This window comes from Anaerobacterium chartisolvens (assembly GCF_003337415.1).
Taxonomy (GTDB): Bacteria; Bacillota; Clostridia; order Acetivibrionales; family DSM-27016; genus Anaerobacterium; species Anaerobacterium chartisolvens.
This window is the reverse complement of the sequence record NZ_QPJT01000029.1, coordinates 1-17,680: the sequence shown is the minus strand read 5'-3', so window position 1 is coordinate 17,680 and position 17,680 is coordinate 1. Positions and strand designations below refer to the sequence as shown.

Annotated in this window: 17 protein-coding genes; all 17 read right to left on the bottom strand. The window is 44.6% G+C overall.

The features are described 5' to 3' along the window. Positions 1 to 11: 11 nt before the first annotated feature. Positions 12 to 719, bottom strand: a complete 708-nt coding sequence (locus DFR58_RS18380) for a tyrosine-type recombinase/integrase (protein ID WP_114299457.1) — start codon at positions 717 to 719, stop codon at positions 12 to 14. A gap of 237 nt (positions 720 to 956) precedes the next feature. After that, positions 957 to 3,053, bottom strand: coding sequence for a hypothetical protein (locus DFR58_RS18375; protein ID WP_114299455.1), 2,097 nt, complete (start codon positions 3,051 to 3,053; stop codon positions 957 to 959). Between the two features lie 117 nt (positions 3,054 to 3,170). Continuing rightward, positions 3,171 to 3,926: a hypothetical protein gene (locus DFR58_RS18370; protein WP_114299453.1), complete on the bottom strand. Its 756-nt coding sequence runs from the start codon at positions 3,924 to 3,926 to the stop codon at positions 3,171 to 3,173. 10 nt (positions 3,927 to 3,936) lie between these two features. Next, positions 3,937 to 6,345, bottom strand: coding sequence for a LysE family translocator (locus tag DFR58_RS18365; RefSeq protein WP_114299451.1), 2,409 nt, complete (start codon positions 6,343 to 6,345; stop codon positions 3,937 to 3,939). Then, a complete protein-coding gene (locus DFR58_RS18360; protein ID WP_114299448.1) occupies positions 6,335 to 6,679 on the bottom strand; it encodes a PH domain-containing protein in 345 nt (114 codons plus the stop codon). Before DFR58_RS18360 ends, DFR58_RS18365 begins: the two co-directional genes overlap by 11 nt. A gap of 15 nt (positions 6,680 to 6,694) precedes the next feature. Continuing rightward, a complete protein-coding gene (locus tag DFR58_RS18355) occupies positions 6,695 to 7,231 on the bottom strand; it encodes a prepilin peptidase (RefSeq protein WP_114299446.1) in 537 nt (178 codons plus the stop codon). Beyond that, positions 7,231 to 8,685 (bottom strand): DUF8195 domain-containing protein, encoded by a 1,455-nt coding sequence (locus DFR58_RS18350; RefSeq protein WP_114299444.1) that lies wholly within the window; start codon positions 8,683 to 8,685, stop codon positions 7,231 to 7,233. Before DFR58_RS18350 ends, DFR58_RS18355 begins: the two co-directional genes overlap by 1 nt. A 14-nt stretch (positions 8,686 to 8,699) precedes the next feature. After that, positions 8,700 to 9,173 carry a hypothetical protein gene (locus tag DFR58_RS18345; protein ID WP_114299442.1) on the bottom strand — a complete coding sequence of 158 codons (474 nt, stop codon included), beginning with the start codon at positions 9,171 to 9,173 and terminating at the stop codon, positions 8,700 to 8,702. Positions 9,174 to 9,183: 10 nt separating this feature from the next. Beyond that, positions 9,184 to 9,645 (bottom strand): DUF4320 family protein, encoded by a 462-nt coding sequence (locus DFR58_RS18340; protein ID WP_170138223.1) that lies wholly within the window; start codon positions 9,643 to 9,645, stop codon positions 9,184 to 9,186. Positions 9,646 to 9,718: 73 nt separating this feature from the next. Further along, on the bottom strand, positions 9,719 to 9,946 hold the full coding sequence (locus tag DFR58_RS18335) for a hypothetical protein (protein WP_114299438.1): 228 nt from the start codon (positions 9,944 to 9,946) through the stop codon (positions 9,719 to 9,721). A gap of 54 nt (positions 9,947 to 10,000) precedes the next feature. Then, the gene (locus DFR58_RS18330; protein WP_147273209.1) at positions 10,001 to 10,879 is read right to left on the bottom strand and encodes a hypothetical protein; all 879 of its coding nucleotides are present in this window, start codon (positions 10,877 to 10,879) and stop codon (positions 10,001 to 10,003) included. A 53-nt stretch (positions 10,880 to 10,932) separates the two neighbouring features. Beyond that, on the bottom strand, positions 10,933 to 11,865 hold the full coding sequence (locus DFR58_RS18325) for a type II secretion system F family protein (RefSeq protein ID WP_114299404.1): 933 nt from the start codon (positions 11,863 to 11,865) through the stop codon (positions 10,933 to 10,935). 30 nt (positions 11,866 to 11,895) lie between these two features. After that, positions 11,896 to 13,344 carry an ATPase, T2SS/T4P/T4SS family gene (locus DFR58_RS18320; RefSeq protein ID WP_114299402.1) on the bottom strand — a complete coding sequence of 483 codons (1,449 nt, stop codon included), beginning with the start codon at positions 13,342 to 13,344 and terminating at the stop codon, positions 11,896 to 11,898. A 16-nt stretch (positions 13,345 to 13,360) separates the two neighbouring features. Then, complete coding sequence (locus DFR58_RS18315) at positions 13,361 to 14,089, bottom strand: AAA family ATPase (protein WP_170138222.1); 729 nt, start codon at positions 14,087 to 14,089, stop codon at positions 13,361 to 13,363. An 18-nt stretch (positions 14,090 to 14,107) separates the two neighbouring features. After that, on the bottom strand, positions 14,108 to 15,049 hold the full coding sequence (cpaB, locus tag DFR58_RS18310; protein ID WP_114299398.1) for a Flp pilus assembly protein CpaB: 942 nt from the start codon (positions 15,047 to 15,049) through the stop codon (positions 14,108 to 14,110). 24 nt (positions 15,050 to 15,073) lie between these two features. Then, positions 15,074 to 17,134, bottom strand: coding sequence for a CpaE/TadZ family protein (locus tag DFR58_RS18305; RefSeq protein ID WP_114299396.1), 2,061 nt, complete (start codon positions 17,132 to 17,134; stop codon positions 15,074 to 15,076). 24 nt (positions 17,135 to 17,158) lie between these two features. Continuing rightward, positions 17,159 to 17,680 (bottom strand): metal-dependent hydrolase (locus DFR58_RS18300; RefSeq protein WP_147273208.1); only part of this gene is annotated, 522 nt, incomplete at its 5' end.

Here is a 17,680-nt window from a genome sequence, read left to right as displayed (position 1 = left end):
AATCCCTACCCTCACACTGGAAACTTCCCCATAACCTCATCATACTTCTCCTGTGCCTCAGTAATCGCCAGCTTTGAGTAAACCTCCAGAGTCTGCCTGCTCTCATGCCCCGAATAAGGCTGAATAAGCGCATCGTCCACCCCCTGCTTCTTAAGCCATGTAAAGAGGAAATGCCTCAGCTTATGAGGCGACAATTGCTGCTTTATTCCTGCGTCATTTGTATATTTCGCCATAATTTTCCGAATTCCTCTTTCCGAATACTTCTTTTTCCAAGAAGATTCAAATAAATATGCAGCTCTCTTTTCCTTCATGCTCCTGTGGTGCATTGCAAGCAGCTCCTTGAAGGATTGAGGGAATGGCACCATCCTGTCCTTTTTGCCCTTCCCCTGATTTATCCTGATCCTGCAGCTCTGGAAGTCAATCGCATCAAGCCTTATATTAGAGAGCTCGCTTACCCTTGCCCCGGTGTAAAGCAGAGTCTTTATTATCAGCATATCCTGAAAATTGCTGGAGCTCCATACAGCATTGTAGTACCGTTTTAGCTCCTCCTCTGTCGGAACATAGGGCAGCTTCCTTGAGCTCCCTGGCACCTGCACCTCAAGCTCAGTACGCAGCTCCTTAAACAATGCCTTAAGATAATAGTAATCCGGCCTTTCACCTCTTAGATGTTTTGCAAGCTCCCTTGCTTTTTTCTTTGCCGGTGTCCTTATATTATTCATATTAAATTACGCTCCCTTAATATTCTTCAGACAGCTAAAAAGTTCCCATAATTGCAAGAGTGGGAACTTTTTAGCTGGTATTAAGATGTTCATTATAGAAAAGCACTATGTTTTTGACGCAGAAAATACAAAAGTACTTGCCATTTGCAAGAAGTTCCTGTTCCAAAATAAAAAAGGGAACTTCAATTCTTCATGATAAACTTTTTACACATTTTAATAGAGTATTGTATGCTAGAGCTAAATTTGGTTTTTATTCTTCCATTCTGAATATTTTATAAAACCGGATTCTAATATCTGTATATTCCCTTGAGCTAAACTTCCCCAGTTAAGACCTACTGTACCTAACTTTTCAATATTTAATTTATACAAATGTGTCTCTTTCGTATCAATATATAGTACCCCTTCACTTAGTAAAAACTCAAGAATTGAACGTCTAAATTTATTCTCCCCAATAACAGTAAAATCAATAAATTCTTTATCTCTTGCTGGAGTATCTTTACCATGCTTACGTAGAGTATTTGCAATCTTTTTTACAACATGAATGTATTTTACTAGGTCTAAATTATTGTCATCTTCAAATTGGTATGCATAATTTTTTAATTTGTGCATAATTTCAATATTCGGAAATGAAATCCTCAAATCTTTATCATCTTCTAATCTGATTTCAAACTTAGGATAGCCTGAATTCCCATAGGTTACAGGTTTCCTACTTACCAATAAAGTGTTCAAAGACTTTTTAGCTTCAATAAAAATATTTTGCGCATTAAACCAAATCTCTTCACTGATTATTGATGAACTATTAATTCTTATATTACTATTCCCATCCCCTAAAAATAACTTACAAGGAATATCTATATATACATTTGACAATTGATTGAAATATATTCCATCCTTAACTATTTTCACTTTCAGTTCATTTTCAGATATTGTTTTGCAATCATGTATATTCGCTAGGCTAAATATAGAGACTATTTCATCTTCAGAATTAAAAATTTCAAGTTTTGCAATAATATTAGAGGTTTCTTTTGCCTTAAACGAATCATAAAGAAATGGAAAGTGATTACTAAATATTCTACTCCCTGAAAAAATAATATAAAAATCAAACATAAGCTGTGATGAGCAATGTGATAATTCTTGATTCTTAGAAAAATATTCAATAGCTAATTCTTCACACTTATTTTGTGATAGAATAAATGCTAATACATAATCTCTAAATGCAGGACCAGTAAAGTCACAAATGTTATTCTTACCAATACAGGAATTCAAAATGAAGGGGTGCTGAGGAAGAAATCCTTTTATGACTTCTATATAATCATCATACATCTGGCTTGGTATTTCTTCATTTTTATAATATACATCTTCTATTTCATTAAATATAATATAGCTTGCTATTCTTGTTAATTGTTCTGTGGAAGAGTATATTTCATCCCACTTTGAAAACATTGGAAAGATATTTTGCCATCGCTCTCTTAATGCACTACAAACCTTATCATGCTCACGAATTAAAAGATCTTCTAAAATATTTACAATTATATCCGCACTGCTCATTTTACTCGTTAGCTTCTGTAGTAACTTAATTGTGTTACGTTCCTCATCATAAGCACTAGCTAATGCTTCAAGAACAGGGGCATATCCCACGAAAGGTTTTACAAGGTTTTCATCCTTTAATAGTTTTTTTATTTCGACAAATTGTTGGTCTATACATTGTCTTACAAGATCATTAACAGGCTTCCCGCTTTGCTGAATCTTTTCTAATATAAAAGTTCTTGCATTGTACTCAGAAAAAAAACTTATTTCATAATGTAATAAGCGAATATTTCTATTTTTACAATATTCTGAAATGTATACAGCCGTCTCTGTTCTTGCCAATAATACAATAGACGGGACTTTACTATTTAATGAAATTTCATTCAAATCATTTAATAAAAAATCTATTGCTGCTCTTCCTGAAATCATATCAGCTTCATCAAATGCATCAATAACCATAAAAGCATTTCCATTATTTAAGTTTTTAAAAAAATCGCCCAGCTTATCATATCCAATTGCTCTGGCTAATGTACCATGTAAGCTATTCTCACCTAACTTTATTTTTGCTAAATTCCAGTACAAACCTCTTTTAGTATGTGCTAAATATTTAGCCAAGGTACTTTTCCCTATTGCTCCAGAAGCAGAAAACAATACAAATTTTGCATCTTTATTCACTGTTATTTCTTTATATTCTGGCTGTATATAAAATATTTTCTCGTTGATTATATCAATAGAGTTAGGCTTGTCTGGCAAAAGATATATTTGACTACAATTATTTATATCTACCATTATAGAATCTAACGTCACGCTTATCATCCTTTCATATTCATTTTTACCTATATATTGTAGTATTTATCTTCATGTAAGTCAATTCTCTCCAATATTTTATAAGTGTTATGGAATAAATAGAATAATTATTGTGCCTCACATCCTCCCCCGGCTCACCTTTGCCCCCGGAGTCAAGTGGCTGTTAACCGCCTCCTCTGCCATATCCCCCCCTATTACCACCGCATTCTCCTCAAAGGCTGCCGCCGCATCCGACACCTCCTCACTGTCACGCATACCGATTGAAACAATATATCTGGCTGAGCTGGCCCTGCGTGATATGCGGTAATGAACTGCTATCCTCGCATCCTCCAAATCCTTAAGCCCTTCAGGGTATGTGCCCAGCCTTGCGTACCGTTCCTCAAGCTGCTTTGTGCTTTCAGGCGCGGATGTGGCATGAACCGATACCGTTCCCCCGGTCTTCAATACCGAAAACACCTGCTGGGAGAACACGTTTGCCTTCTGCTCCTTTATTGCATCCGGGCATACCTCCCACGGATCGGCATCTGCCTCCAGAAAGATCCTGTGCATATTGCTCTTGGTGCGGCAGATCGTATCAAATTTCTGTATGCCGCATAATTCGGAAAGCTCCCGGAGTTTCTTTTCCGTGAGACTAAAGTCAATGCATTTTACAACCCGGTTATATGCATCAAGCACAAAAATGAGGAACAGGGCCGCAGGCAGTATAAATACCACTATCAGGCTTACTGCTATGTTCAGCTTCATTCCGAATGCTAGCATCAGCCCCAATAAAAAAGAGCCTATGATCCACCACAGGCCGTCTATGGGCAATATGCCCCCTATCTTTATATCCTCCCTTATATCAGGAGGTATGTATCTCTGTCTTAACGCCATTTTACACCCCCTATCGCTTGCCCATATACCTGCCGCCCCTTTCAGGCTTTGTCATGTGCGGCACAATCCTTCTTACCGAGCTGTCCTTGTACCAGTACCGCCCCTTGTTGTCCTCCCAATATGGCGTCTTTTTGAAATATGCCTGTATGAGCCTGTTAATCCTCTCATCCTTTTCATCATCCTTTTCTACCGCTATGCAGGAGCCGGCAATAAATGCGGAGTCAGGGAACTGGGAGTTGATTTCATCCTTTAGCCCTTTTAAATCTTTGGAGTTTACTTTAAAGTATACATATTCTTTGCTTTCCTCGAAATCCAGGCTGTTGCTGTCATCCTCATTTGCCAGATTCTCCATAAATATATCCCTATAACTATTATCTACCCAAAGCTCGCTGTTAGTCTTGCTATCAACCTTATAATCAACTGCCAGCTTGTCCAGCATCTTCTTGGCCTCAATATATTCGTTTCCGTCATCCAACATGTAATTATAGATCCCTTTGGCACCAGGAACAAATTTTTTAAGCAGACTGTCATATTTCTCATACTTGGCCTGCTCTGCAAAGTTCTCAGGATGTATCTCCTTTCCTATCTTCACCCAATCTATTAACTGTTCTATTTGTTTCTTCTCCAGAGTGATAGAATGCGAATCTTTTCTGAGTTCCTTATATCGTATCTTATTATCATTTAGTAAGGTTTCAATTTTACTTGTGTCCTCAATGCCTTTTACCTTAAAGCCTATGTCATCCCCTATAATTGAGTTCTCCTCTATATGGGCTTCCTCAAAGGAATTGCGGACAGCCTGCTTTGCCTGCTCCATATGCTCAGCATCCACCATTACTCTGCCATCCTCTGTCTTGAAGGCCACTTCGCCAAGGCCGCCTTTGTTTAATATGTTATATACCTCGCCGGTATCAAGCCCTACGGCATTAAGCTGCATGAGCGTGCCCTCATTTTCAACCGTTACGCTTCCCTTAGGGTTCATATACCCCTCGGTTCCGTACTGCCTGACATAATCATTTTCATATCTCTGCTTCGCATCTAAGAGTCTGTCCTTTACAGAGCCCTTCTCCCAGTCGTAATTATCCTCCTTCGTCTCCTTTGCGATCTGCTGGTAGGCCTTCCCAGCCGCCGCCATCTGTCCGCCCATATAGCCCAGTTCACCCAGCCCGTACCTTGCCCCCATCTTCTGCATACCCCTGCCTATGCCTTCACTTGCGCTGCCCCACCTCATACGCGCCTCGGCACCGGCAAGCTTTACGGGATTCATGACCGCCTTAATAACCCACTTAAACCAGAACTTTATTGCAATCACAAGCGCCAGAAGAAAAAGCAGGCTGGCTATCAGCTGGCCCGAACCAAAGAAGTTTTCCTCAATATTTATATTAACGTATACCGAAAACAGCCATGCCATGTCAAAGAAGAAGGAAAGGGCTACTGATCTGGCAAACAGGTTTACCCACCCCCATGCCGGATCGGTGTCTCCGGAAAATGCACAGTATGAAAACCAGAATGGGGAGGCCGCACCCAGAATACCGATGACAAAGAAACGCAGCAGCCCAAAAACGCCTATGAGTATAAGCACAACCATTGCAAGGGACATTGGTATCAGAACTGAAAAGCCCGATTGCTTTATGAAGCTGCCTGTAATGGACTGAGAGGGGTTAAGGTCTAAGCCGTATGCCATACGGCACAGGGTATCGCCCGAAAACGAATCAAATCCTGTTTCCTCCTTTGTAAGGTTGTCGTTTATACCTATCGCCGCCATGCCTTCCCTGTGCTTTTCGTACTGCTCATACAGGGTATTTGAAGCTATGCTGTTGAGCATTTTGTTTTCTGCTGTAATTATTGTATCAGCTATAAAAAGAGAAAAGGTTATCCCTATAAACGCCACAATAAGCGTTACCAGCATGCCTGAAGGATTGAATTCCCTTCCCTTCTGCTCAAACCTTTTTTTCTTGCCGGCCACTATGCTCCATGCTGTAAACAGCATCCCCATAACCAGCGCCACAGTACCCAGAATGTAGCACACCCACCACAGCTTTTTCACCCATGCAAAATTAATTAGCTTTGGCGTCAGGAACACCCACCTTGCCATTCCCTCCACCACCTGGCTGTATGCTCCCTGAAGTATGCTGCCTATGGTAAGATCAAGTATATAGCTTACTCCGTTTGTAAGTATGTCCTTTACTGCCTTTATGATCTCGTTTACCGGCTTCATAACCTCATTTACGGAGTCCCCTATCTTCTGAAACCAATTTCTTTCCTCTTCATCATCAGTATCCGCATCGGCGGTAGTAGCAGCGAAGGCCTCCGACTGTTCATTTGAAATTGCTCTGGCCTTTCCGGGCATATTCAAAAACAGCAGCAGAAAGATCAAGGCCATTGCGGCAGCACCTATCCTTCTTAATGAGTCAGCTTTCATAATTCACCATCCGTATGCCTATCTGCCGCCGCTGCTTATGAACCAGCTCACTGAGCTTGTCCCTGACGGCCTTGGCCTCCTTTATCCTAAGTATTTTAAACTCAGGTGTAGAGGCATCCGACGAATAAATCTTTATATTCCCCACCCCGAATATCCTGTTTATGAGGGTCATGTTAAGAGTCATGTCTACAATCCTGTACAGCATAATCTCTTCCTCCACCTGATTTATAAGCCCCATTTTTACGGTAAGCCTTTCCTCATCCAGCTCATAACGTGTAAAGGATAAGGGCATGCCGAATATCCTTTTGCGATCCTTCCACAACGCACTTCCCATTTTTTATCTCCCCCTCTACAAAAGTAATACACTTGTAAGTATGCCTATTAAAAAGAAAGGCCCCAACGGCACAGGTGTATCCTTGCGCCAGACCTTAAAGGCAATCAGCAGAACCAGCACAACTGCCGCGCCGGCAAAGGATATAAAAAGGGCAGCAAGTGCCTTTTTCCATCCCAGAAACAGACCGGCTGCCGCCATGAATTTTATATCCCCACCCCCTATCCCTCCATTTGTGGCAAAGGCCGCAATGTATAACGGCAGTCCGGCTGCCACAACGCCTAGGGCTTTGTCATAAACTCCAGTAATCCCCGCACCTGCCATATAGCTTATAACGCAGCTTAACCCCGTAAACACAAGTCCGACAGCCGCAAGGAATATGTTAAGCTTGTCCGGAATAGTCCTTGTCTTTAAGTCTATAGCTGCTGCTACCATGGCTGCAAATATTAAAAACACATTCTGAAAAATATAAAGAAACTGTGCGGCAAGATATAAAACCCTGAGCATATCTTTATTCGGCGATAATACTATCCCCCATATCAATTCCATCTGCATCAATTGCTTCCCCCTGTGGTGTCATCCTGATACATGTTGCCGTTAATGTATATGCCACTTGTAAGGCTGTCGCACATGCCTCCGCTTTCACCGGCTGACGCTCCCACTGCCTTGAAATACAAGGTGTAGCTTTCGTTGTCTGGGAAGTTTACAGGTATGTTATGCTCCCGCCTGTTTAGCCCCGAGCTTGGATTAATGCGGAATTTCCATGTGTTTTTGCTGCTGCCGGGACTGCTGGAGCTCTCCATCTCCTCCCAATACGTATACTCATGCTCAGGGAAGTAAGCGTATACATACTGAGGCCCGAATATGCTGTCCCCTCTGTCATAGTTGGTTACAAACTCGGTAGCCAGTGTTACCTCTATACCGTAGCCGGATTTCATTTCAGTCGGATTTACAATATCTCTGCCGCTGCCGAATACCTCTCTGACTTCTATAATCTCAACATTAAGCTTTGCATTGAAGGTCTTCTCATAAGGGTAGTTAACCCACTTCCATTCGTATATGGGCCAAGAGGTAGGGTTTCCTTCGGCATCGGTTCCGTGGCCCGTACCCGTCCTTACCTGCTCATGCTGCCAGTTGTCCCGTATCTCAGACCATGTGACGTTATTGTTTGTGCACGGGCTGGGAGGCGGGACTATGCGTATTGCATCATTGCTTCTGTATGGGGCAGGGTTATAGCTTGCGATAGTAACCTTTTTTGACAGCGCATTGTTTGCCGTATTGCTCTCCACCGGGCTGTTTGCCGGGTTAATTCTGGCGCTTATTGTTACATCAGTCCCCGCAGAAGGGGTATCCCATGTCAGCAGCACATTCCTTTTTGAGCCTGCAGGCAAATCCACTTTTTTCTGTATGCTGTGTCCGTTTATACTGAGGGTTACAGTCACGCCCTTATAGTTTTCCTTACTGTTGTTTGCCACCGTTATGACAGTGTTCACGCTGGTAAACTCTCTGTAGCTTGCGGGGCTTATGGATACCACCTCAAAGTCAGGAGCATATTTTCTTACCAGAGTCACCTCCGTCTTTATATTGTTTTCCCCTCCTGTATCTGTGAGTTCCTCCGGAGGTATAACAGAGGCCCTGAAGGCCACCTTCTTTTCTGTTCCTCCGTCCACCGTTCCGGCGTACCATGTCACAGGTATGGTGACCTTTAAATTTGCCGGGATGCTTACCGTTTTGGGGATCTTGTAGTCAGAAACGGAAAGAGTCTTTCCGTCTATCTGAATTTGAATTGGTACACCAGACAGTGACGTGCCTGAGTTGTTTTTAAATACCACATTGGTTGTCAGCCATTCCTCTTCAAAGCATACCTTGTTTTGTATATATGACACCTCAACATCTGCGTTTCCGGAAGCATAGGCCGGAAACCCCGCCAATACAGACACAATCATTGCCGAAATAATAAGGCAGGCCAAGTGCCTGCCCCTTCTACTTAATCTTTTGCTTGTTTTCATGCTTCATCCTTTCTCTAATCCATTCTCTGGTTCCGGGCTCTGGCCCTCACCGGTATTTCTATTGTATACGGCACCAGTCCCTTAAGCATCTCAGGCTCAAGGATCACGGTGCCTTCAACCTCAAAGCGCGGAGGCTCTGCTTCAATGTTGACGCTGTTTAAGTAAAGCTGGTAATTTAAGTTGTCCCTGCTGTACTTAAGCTGCTCATCCAACCCCAGATCCTCCGTAAGGTATTTATAGAATTCCTGGTACGCCACTGCCGTATCTATCTTTGATATATGCACCTGCCTTGCGGAATCCTCCATGGCAACATCAATCGCCATGTTTATCGCTCTGGACATCTGCCTGTCCATATTTTCTTTTATTGTATAGTACCTATACAGCTCCATCATCAACACAATTACCACCCCTATAACACAGCAGGCAAGAATCACAGATCCCCCTGACGTTCCTCTGTTATTCCTAAAAATTAAAACAAGACGCTTCATATTCCCCCCTTTATATCTGCCCCGGCTTCCAGTAGACCTCCGAAACACCCTTCGCAGTGCTTGAAATGGGTATTTCTATGCTTACCGGCGAGGCGAAGGAGGGCTTCATAACCTTTATGGCTACAGTGTCTGTCAGGGTTACCGAAAATCTCTCCCTTATTTGCAGCCTTCGTGACGCGTTAAAATTGCCCTCCCATTCTATACGAGGCTTCAGCCCGGTTAGCTCCTCATACTCCTCTATAAGCTCTACAATATCGGAATTAATTTCACCTGTTGTTTCCAATGCTCTGGCTATCGACACCGCCATGTGATCAAGATTTTGTTTTTTAATGAACGGCGCCGGCAGAGCCACAAAGGACATTACCAGCGCCATTATTATTGCAATTTTAAATATCATATCTATGTAGCCTTGGCCCCTGTCGTTCTTAAGGAGCTTCAGGCATTTTGCTCCTATAACTTTTACTCCGGACATATACATTATCACCGCCAAATCGTAGAATTTTTATAGGAAGGGCAGAAAGTGTTCTCTGACCTTCCTATAAACCTTAAAGTGAAAAGTTGCTCTTAATTTTATTAATCATAGAATTAAAAAGATCTGGTATGGCCACATTGAGCAGACCAAGCAGCACACCGCCTACTAAAATTGCTATTGCTATTGCAATTATTATACCTAAGGCATTTCCCCCTCCGTCACCCCTCTGGTTGTTCATTACCTCAACAGCCCTTTTTATATACCTATCTATCGTGTTTTCCTTTGCTAATATGTTCCTCATGCTTTCTCTCCTTTTCTCTTCATTGTTTTTTTATATTTAAGGGCCTTGGACTTTTCAGCCGAAAGCCTTTAATCCATCTGCGATAGAGCTTATAACCGGTGCAACGTACATAAGCAGACCGCAGCCAGCTACTGCCCACGTTGCAGCCTTAAACCTGCCCGGCCTCTTCTGCAGCTCCCGCCTTAAATTCTCTCTGGCAAGCGTCTTCATGTTCTCCTCCATAAACGCAAAAAACGTGTTCTGGTCAATGCCCTTGCTTGTCCCGATTATTCCGCTCACAAACGTGGACAACTGTGGTATGTTGAGCCTTTCGTCAAACCTCTTTAAGGCCTCCTCATGGTTGCCTATCTTAAGGTCGGTTATCAGTACATCAAGGTCATACTGGAAGGCCTTACCCGCCACCTTCCTGTAGGTTTCAAATATCTTAATAATGTCGTCGGTACCCTTAAGGCTGTGCGAGAAGGTGCGGATAAACCGGGGAAGCTCCTTCAGTATCTTCTCATTCGTCTTTTTCAATACGGTATCGACTTTACCTTTCTCTTTAAAATACATTGCTATTGATAGGAAAATACAGCCCATTGCGGCAGACGGTATGCCCAGCAGTATAAAGAGCAGCCCGGCACACGCCGTCAGCAGGGACTTCACTGCTGCCTGTGCAATGTACTCCTCAGGCTCCATTCCTATACCCGCCTTTTTAAGCCCCACACTCAGCTTATTCCGCTTATGCGGCTGCAGCCGGATAAGGTCTGCGGCTTTCTTCACAAGAGGACTAAGCAGCATATCGTATAAGCCCGGCTTCTTATCATCAGAGCTTTTTATTCTCTTCAAGGCTATTTTTGTTTTCCGTGAGGGTATGGAAAATACAGCGGTAAGGAATGCGTACATCCCGGCAAAGCTAACCGCTGCCGTACATATTAATATAAGCCCGTACAAAGGCATCACCATCCTTATATGCAATTTTTTATATTAGATTTTAAATATGAGCGTTAAGATATACTTACAGGCTTGTTTGTCTTTATAACATATGCCGTGGCAAACAGTATTACAGCGCAGGTTATCGCCATAATCAGCTTGCCGGGGAAGGTGCTTACGAGGAAGTCATACCATTCCTTATTTATCATCCGCATCATGGGGATACTTGCCGCCACCACCCCAACCACGCTTGCAAAATCCTTATATATCCTGTACATCATTGTGTCCAGCTCAGCCTGCATCTTCTTTGTGTCGGACATTTCCTCCATGATGGGCAGCAGGGTGGACTTAAGCTCCCTGTCCTTCTGGCACATTATGAGGTGGTCACACCACTGCCGGAAATACCTGTTGTTTATCTTGACCTTCATACGTAATATTGCTTTTTTCAAGTTTGCGTCAATAAACTGTGTATCCACCAGAAAGTCCTTCAGCACAACCTGCAAAGGCCCCTCCACCCTGCCTATGTTCTCCCTTACAGCCTGTATAATGTCATCACCCTGTATATATGAGTTGCTTATTATATTAAGTGCCGACTCCAGTTGGTCATTTAATGCTACAACATTGCCTATCTGCCTGAACTTTAGGTACTGCACCGGAGCATAGGCCAATCCGCCAGCCAGTATAAGCGACATGAGTATGTTGTTGAAGGCAAGTCCTATTCCGAAGCCTACAGCGGAGCATACCACGACAAGCCTTATATATGTGTCGTAATCCAGCCTGGAGCTGCCCTGCTTTAAAACCTCAATTGCCTCCTCCCTGTGCTTTTGCAGGAAGTTAAGCTTTCTTGGAACCAGCATGGCCCTCCTTACCTGCCTGTAGTTCTTTTCAGGGCTTCTTATCCGCGCTTTTAAGGCGGAGCCGTACAGGCTCTTTGGAGATATCCCGAAGAGTACAAGCAGCATCGCCTCCAGCACTATGAACAATATTACATTCAATATATTAATCAATACTTATCACCCCCTTCACCCAAACTCTTATCACAAATCCTCCTGATCGTCCTCAATCCGTTCCGGATCCCAGTCCGGCTCGGCAAACCTCTTAATGGACTCTATATCCGCGCCGTTCTCCAGCAGCCTGTTCGCAAGCCGTTTGGATATGGGCTTAACCTTTTTGTGATAGCCCAACATCCTTTTTATCCTTTTGCCGTCCTCTGCCTTCTCTTTTCCCGTTACTATAAACTTAAAGAGCGTCCTGCCCTTTACCCTGCCGTCAATAAAGTCCTCCGCCTCTATTATCTTCATATACTTCCTTGTCTTGTCCGGCAACTGCTTTTTGAATACCATTATGGGGAATGCGGAGATTATGAGCTTCATCATGAGATTCTCCGACAGCTTGATACCGGACATCATACACATGGTAAGTATCCGCGTGTATGCATCCAGTGCGTCTGACGCATGGAAGCTGGTTAATATGGTATGGCCTGTCCTCCCTGCCTCCTGCGCTATAAGGGCTTCTTCTCCCCTCATTTCGGCAGGTACGATTATGTCAGGGTGAAACCTCAAGGATCTTCTAAGCAGCACACTTTCATCCACATTCCTTTCACGGTTCTTTTCATCCCTCCGCGTCTTTGTGTGTATAACCCTGTTTAAAACCCTGCCCTCATCATCGGTTTTGATACAATTAAGCTCCCGGGAGTCCTCTATCGAAAATATTCTTTTGTAATCAGGCACGTTGAAAAGCAGGAATGTCGTATCAGTTGTCTTTCCCGAGCTTGTAGCTCCTGCAATTCCAACACTGATTCCGAAGGTGATGCATAGTATGAGGAAGTCCAGCTCTTCCTCGGTGGCGGTGTCCCATTCAATTATCTGCTGCTTTGTAAGGATAGTGTTTTTCTGCTTTCTGATTGAAAATACAGCTCCGGTGTCCTTATCGACACACGGGGGAATAATAGCGGAAATCCTGACTCCCTTTGTAATATAGCTGTCGGCGGTGGGCTTCTGGTCATCCATTGTGATGCCTCCCAGCCGCATCATCTTTTTTACCACGTCAATGCTGTTCTGAGGTGATATGAAGCGTTCGGGAATTTTCCTCCAGCCCTTCGGCGTTACGACCTCAATGTCGGCCCATGAATTCCCGTTTATTTCTTCGACCTCCTCATCATAAAGGTAAGCTCCTATAAAAGCGAAGCCGGCCATATCCTCATAAATTTTGTCCACCAGGGCTGCATGGCTCGCCATATCGCTTACGCTTATTCTGTTCTCACGGACATACTTGCTTATCAGCCCTTTTATAACCGTCTGGGCCTTCTGATCCTCCAGCACGGTTGCAAGCTCCCCTGCGTGGTTTGTACTCACCAGCTCCTTAATAATATTAAGCACTTCCTCATAAGATTTACTGTCCGGCTTACTTCCTGAAGGATTAAGCTCGTCATCCCCACCCTCCTTGTTTGCCTCATATATCACCTGATCTAAGTTTATTTCCTCCATCTATCCTTCTCCCCCCTTATTTGGCTTCAAGCAATACCACTATCTTACGTATTTCCTTTATATACTCCCTGTCTGCTCTGGTAACAGCTCCCGAAAGGCATACAGGCTCGCCCGTGCCTTCTGACCTTTCCACGCTCCTTGAGTAGGGAAGAATCCCGGTGAACTTGAGCTTAAGCTTCTGCTCAAGCTCATTAATATCTATAAGGTTCTTATTATTGTTTGCAACCGGTATAAGCTTAGATGCAAGCTTAAGCCCGTCAATCAGCTCCCTGTGCGCCGCCCTGAAGGCTGCCGCCTGTATTGACGGCCTGATTACCTCCACAACCCTGTCGGCATACCTGCAGCCCAGAGTGGTAAGGGTATCTCCGAAGGATTCGGTGCAGTCTATTATGTAATAGTTGAATTTGTCCTTTGTGTTTATGAGCAGGCTTTTTCCTTCCTCCTCCTTTACCGTTTTGAGCCGCAGGCAGTTTTCCGTATTACTGAGGCTCATTACGAACAGATCCTTCAGTCTTTTATGCTGCACAAAGCTCTTTACCATGTCATCTTCGTTAATTGCTTCAAGTGCCTTTTTAATGCTCTTTTCCTCCGGCACTTCCATCCCCAGATAATGCTGCACCGAGCCGTAAGCCTTGCTTGCGCCAACAAGTGCGACAAGGTACCCTTTGCCGGCAAGGCACACGGCCAGATTTGAGGCTATTGTACTCCTTCCCGATCCGTTTTTCCCCCATACTGCTATAACCAAGCTCCTCACCCCACTCCTTTACCGTAAATTAAAGTCGGTATTCTTTTTACCTTGACCTTGCTGCCCGGTTGAAGGCGGGGCCGCTTGCTGAGGCTGCTGCGGATGGAACGCTTGCTGAGGTTGCTGAGTTCCCTTCTTTTCATTCTGGGCCTGTGTGCCGACATCCGGCATCTGCTCCGGCACTGTTTCGGCCTTGGCCTCATGCGTAGTGTTCTTGACATCCTTCCCGCCATTCTGTCCGAGCAGCTTTTTTGCAGCCTCTCCCCTGCCCCTGAAGAGTATATGTATCACTCCGCTGTTTTCGGCGTCGATTAAATCCTTTGCCTGCTGCTTCGTTACAAGCAGGGTTACTGTGTTGGGTATTATGGTATCCGAGGAGCTTTTATCCTGCTTGCTCTTTACAACATCCGTGTCCTCGGCCTTATTGTTCGTTACCGCCCCAACCTCCACAAACTCAAGGTTGGCATATTCCTTCACCACTCCTTTTGCCGTGGTATATCCCGGCTGTAAGGCCTCATCCTCCTTTGAATACACCAATACCGACACCACATCCCCCGGCAGCAGCTTACCGGACAGCCCTGCCGCAAGTGACTTTACGGTTACAGATACCGCACCCCTGTCATCCACGGAATACAGAAATTCATCCTCCATTTCCTTTTTGTCCATAAACTTTTCCGGCACCAGATTATCGGAAGGCGTGAGGGCAATCGCAGAGTACTTCCCCACAATGCTGTCGCTGTCCCGTATAATGTCCTTGGGAAGGTTATACCTTCCCACCTCCGCCTCCTTAAGCATCTTTGCGGTTATTAATGTGTTTGCGGGTATGTTGTCGGAAACCCGTATGATCTTTTCAGTCTCCCGTGTCTTTCCCACCTGTGCCGGTATTGCCACAAACGCAAGCAAAAGCGCAAGTGCTGAACACAGCACAAATATAACTATCTTGTTTCTTAAAAACCTCATCCTGTCACTCCTCCCTTATTCATTTCACTTATTCCAAAACCTTTTCTTCTTTTTACTATACTTACTATCGTGCGATATTTGCCCTCCAAGCAGCCCTGCATAAGCTCTCTCAAAGCTGTCCCTAATATCCTGTGAAGCGTGCTTTGAAAGAGATATCGGCCTCATTGCCCATTCGCTCTCCAGACAGGCCCTGCTGTCCACAGGAATAGTAAACACATCCCTGAAGGCTATGCCTTCCTCCTTGTAGTAGTCAACCAGCTCCCTGACAGTTATCCCATGTATATCTTCAGCGCGGTTTACCGCAAGGTAAAACTTTTTAAGATTTGATATCCTGCACAGCTCCGACAGAAGCCTTTCATTTTTCCGTATACCCGAAGGGCTTAAATCATGTACAAACAGAACGGTATCAGCTATGGAAACCGTACTGTGCGCCAAAGCGTCATATTCTCCCGTATCCGCTATGGTCACATTGTATATGCTCTTCAGCCTGTCAAACAGTTTAAGAATATCCTCAGGCCGGGGTACTGGATTTATCTCCCCTTCATCGCCCGTATATACATAAAGGTGTTTGTTTTCCCTGTATGCCGTATCCGGAAGTGAATCAATATCCGTCTCATTCAGTGCGTTAAAAAGCATGTTAAATTTGTTGTAGCCCGGATATTTCAAGTTCTGCCGTATTTTCTTTTCTTTAATATCAAACCGATGGCTTAGTCCAAACTGCTTTAAGTCCATATCAACAAGTGCACAAGATACCTTCCTGATTGAGGCCATATATGCAAGCTCGGCAGCCAGTGTTGTTTTCCCCGAATGGCCTGCTCCCGATACAACAGCTATCAATCTGCTATTGGTCATATAAAAATCCACATCCTTATCCTTGAATGTGGAATACTCCGCTCTGCTGTTCTGTTGTATTTTATCTTGACTCTTTTGTATTTCTACTCTTTCTTCTTTTTCGTGATGTATATCCCGAGATGTATCCTCTGCTTCATCCTGCAGAGCTTCATCCCTGCCGCCTACGCCTATGAACCGCCTTATCCCCATGCCTTTACCCGGCGGCCTGATTTCCCTGGCGGCCCTTGCAGCTCCCCTGCCTGCCTCCATAAATGTCTGTATTGTCTGCCCTGCCCCATTTGCCGCAGCACCCATTATCCCGTTCAATATGCTTTTGCCGCTTTCTATGTTGAGCTGCTTTGCCTTTCTTACCCTGCGTGCCGGTGGATGTACCGAAGGAGTACCTTCGGGCTGCCCTGTGTCCTCCGTGCTGCCGGAATACCCATCCTTGAATATCAGCCTTTTGATAGCCTCCTCCGAGACTTCATCGGCGAACTCTACACCTCCCATTCTCTCCAGCTTGCCGACTATAAGGTCGTTCAGGCTTTTGGTCATAAGCATTATTATCCTTGTTTCCATGCCTGTATTTTCCGCAACATAGCTTATTCCTTCATCCCCCGGAAGCTCTGACTCCAGGATTATTATGTCGGGCCTCAGCTCACCTGCCAGCCGTACTGTCTCGGCCTTGGTGCCTGCCCTTCCCACAATTTCTATGTCCCCAATAGCTGCTACCATTTCCTCCAGCCTATCAGGCAGGGCAAGCAGCACTTTTTTCTTTACTGTGCTTTCAACCGATGCCGGAGCCTGAGAAGCAGTATGCTCCACCTGCTCCGCACCGCCCCCTATATTCAGGTTTATCGTCTGCCCCTTTTGTACTGTAACATTGAGCTTCCCGCACTTAGCCTTAAAGTCGTTAGAAGGTGCAGTATCCATCTGGAGGAATATTTTCGCCTCAGACATGTTGTCCCTCAGCTTTTCCATGTACTCCTCTAACAATCTGTATTTGCCGTCCTCTTCTTCAACAGCTCCGCAATCCTCCAGAGCGTTTTCAGATGCAATTATGTAGTCGGGTATGCGTACCTCTTCCCTGATATCCATTGTCGAGTATAAATTTTTCTTAAGCCCCGCAGAGGTTATCCTGACCATTGCATCCCTGAAGCTGAAGCTCACCTCTACCTCATGCCCATCCGCCTCAAGCTGCCTCACAAAGTCTCTGTCTAAGGATTTTTCTCTGACTATTACATGAAAAAGCATCTATTTGCACCTCCTTCCGGCGTTTCATAATATGGCTATACTTATACCTGCGCCGGAGATCAAAAATGCAGCGGCACAGGCAATAAGGAGCAGCAGCACATAGGCACCCTCAAGCCTGTCCCCTGACTTGCTTCCCGTGCTTGATAACGGAAGCCTCAGCCTTATGTCCAGCACCCCGTAAACAGCCCTGTACAAAGTGTATTTCTTCAACACCTTATGAACACCTGCTTTTTTCAGGATCATGGGGATTACCGACAGGGGAATGCCTTCCTTTGTAAACATGTCGGCAAGGTACAAATGGCTGGCATACCCTAGAAAAAAAGCGTTTCCCAGATAGGCATACCCCAGCTTGCCAGCCAAATAAAAGGCGCATATCGAATACAGAACAAGACCCTCGGTGCTGTGCAGGAAGGAGCGGTGCGGGAATATGGCTGTGGCGATAAGGAGCAGTCCCGCAAGGTATACCACACCGTCCCCCGTGCTGTTAAGGTTATATATGAGTATGGCTGCCCCGCAGCCCGCATATGCCAGAAACATTACAGCCCT